Consider the following 1,808-nt stretch of genomic DNA (forward strand, 5'->3'; position numbering starts at 1 on the left):
GGCGACAACAACTTCATCACCTTATCGGGAGGAGCAAGCTTTGGGCGATATATACGCCACATAGCATCTGGCGCAACCGACCGCTGAGCGTTATTGATTCGCGGGGACGTATAATGGGCTGCTGCAACGGAGAAACGCTATGCTCATCCACCGACTTGCCACTTTGACCGGCCTTGCCGTAGCGACGTTGTTCCTGGCCGCGCCAGCCAACGCGTTGACGATGGCCGAGTGCAGCACGAAATATAACGCCGCCAAGGACGCGGGGACACTTGCCGGGGCGACCTGGAACCAGTTCCGCAAGGCACAATGCGGCACCGACGCCGCCGCCACCACGGACACCAAGCCGGCCGACACGAAGAAGGCAGCCGAAACCAAACCGGCCAAGACCACCAAGGCTGCGGCCGCGGCGGCTGACAGCACGGCCAAGGGCCTGACGGCCAAGGAATGCAGTGCCAAGTACCAGGCGGCGAAGGCTGCCGGCACGCTGAACGGCCAGAAGTGGAACGACTTCCGCAAGGCCGAATGCGCCGCTGGTGCATCGGCCGCCGCCGACACCACCAAGCCGGCAACCACCAAGGCCGCCGCGGCCGCCGCCGACGGCAAGGGTCTGACCATGGCCGAGTGCAGCACCAAGTACCAGGCTGCCAAGACGGCGAACACGCTGAAGGGTCAGAAGTGGAACGACTTCCGCAAGGCAGAATGCGGGGCCGGCGCCTCGGATGACGACAGCGTGCCTGCTCCGAGCGAAGCAAGCTACACCAAGGAGCCGGCAAAGCCGACGACGGTTGCGCCCAAGGGCGTCAAATTCCCGTCCGCGATCTCGGCGAAATATGCCAGCGAGACCCCCGGAAAGGGCCGCATGCACACCTGCCTCGACCAGTACTATGTYCTCAAGGACGCCAACGCGYTKRGYGGCCTGAAGTGGATCCAGAARGGYGGCGGCTTCTACAGCCTSTGCAACGCCAAGCTGAAGAGCTGATCGACAGCATCATCTGAAAAACAAAGCCCGCGAGCCCAAGGTTCGCGGGCTTTTCGTTGCGTTGAAAAGCTCAATGGCCCTGCTTCCGCTACCGCGAAAGCCTTGAACCGATAGCGTGGTCGCCCCACGCCCGGCAGCCGGGTGCGGGAGGTCTTCTGGGTGAGGCAGAAGATTCTAGTTGAACATAWGMAGAACAAACAGTATACAAAAGATGTTCAATCTGTACTCGATATGGAGGGTTTGATGTCTGGCTTGAAATTGACGGCGCTGGCTGCAACGACTTTTATTGCCTGGGGTGCTATCCCGGGAAACGCAATGACGATGAAGGAATGCGGCGAGACCTATCGGACCGCCAAGGAAAGCGGCGCCCTGAACGGCATGGACTGGAACGCTTTCCGCAAGGATAAATGCGCAACGTCCGCTACGGGAAGTGCCGAGGCGAACACGGCGACACAACAGCCGAAGAAGGAAGCCAGCGCGGCGACCGCACCAACCGTAGCGCCGGGTGGCGTGACGTTCCCGACCACGCTCGCGGCCGAGTTTCAGGCCGAGAAACCCGCCAAGGCGCGAATGAAGACCTGCCTCCAAGGCTACCATAGCAACAAGGATGCAGGAACGTTGAGCGGCCTCAAGTGGATCCAGAAGGGTGGCGGCTATTACAGCCTGTGCAATGCCAAGCTGAAGACCTGATCGCCAGCAATAGCTCAACGAAGAAAGGCCCACGAGCCGCAAGGTTCGCGGCTTTCTTTGCCGAGCGATCTACACGTGTTTGCGCTGCCCCTCACCTGCCTGCCGGCATCCTCTCCCCGTATAGTGACGGGGAGAGGGG

2 protein-coding genes are annotated in these 1,808 nt (G+C 61.2%); both read left to right on the forward strand.

The genetic code is table 11. The features are described from left to right. Positions 1–139: 139 nt before the first annotated feature. Entirely contained in the window at positions 140–979 is an 840-nt protein-coding gene (locus AC1DX0_RS35425) for a hypothetical protein (protein WP_477359107.1), read from the forward strand. Positions 980–1,222: 243 nt separating this feature from the next. Beyond that, positions 1,223–1,669 carry a hypothetical protein gene (locus tag AC1DX0_RS35430; RefSeq protein ID WP_477221818.1) on the forward strand — a complete coding sequence of 149 codons (447 nt, stop codon included), beginning with the start codon at positions 1,223–1,225 and terminating at the stop codon, positions 1,667–1,669. Positions 1,670–1,808: the final 139 nt, after the last annotated feature.

Source organism: Mesorhizobium sp. P3_A9, assembly GCF_056402975.1.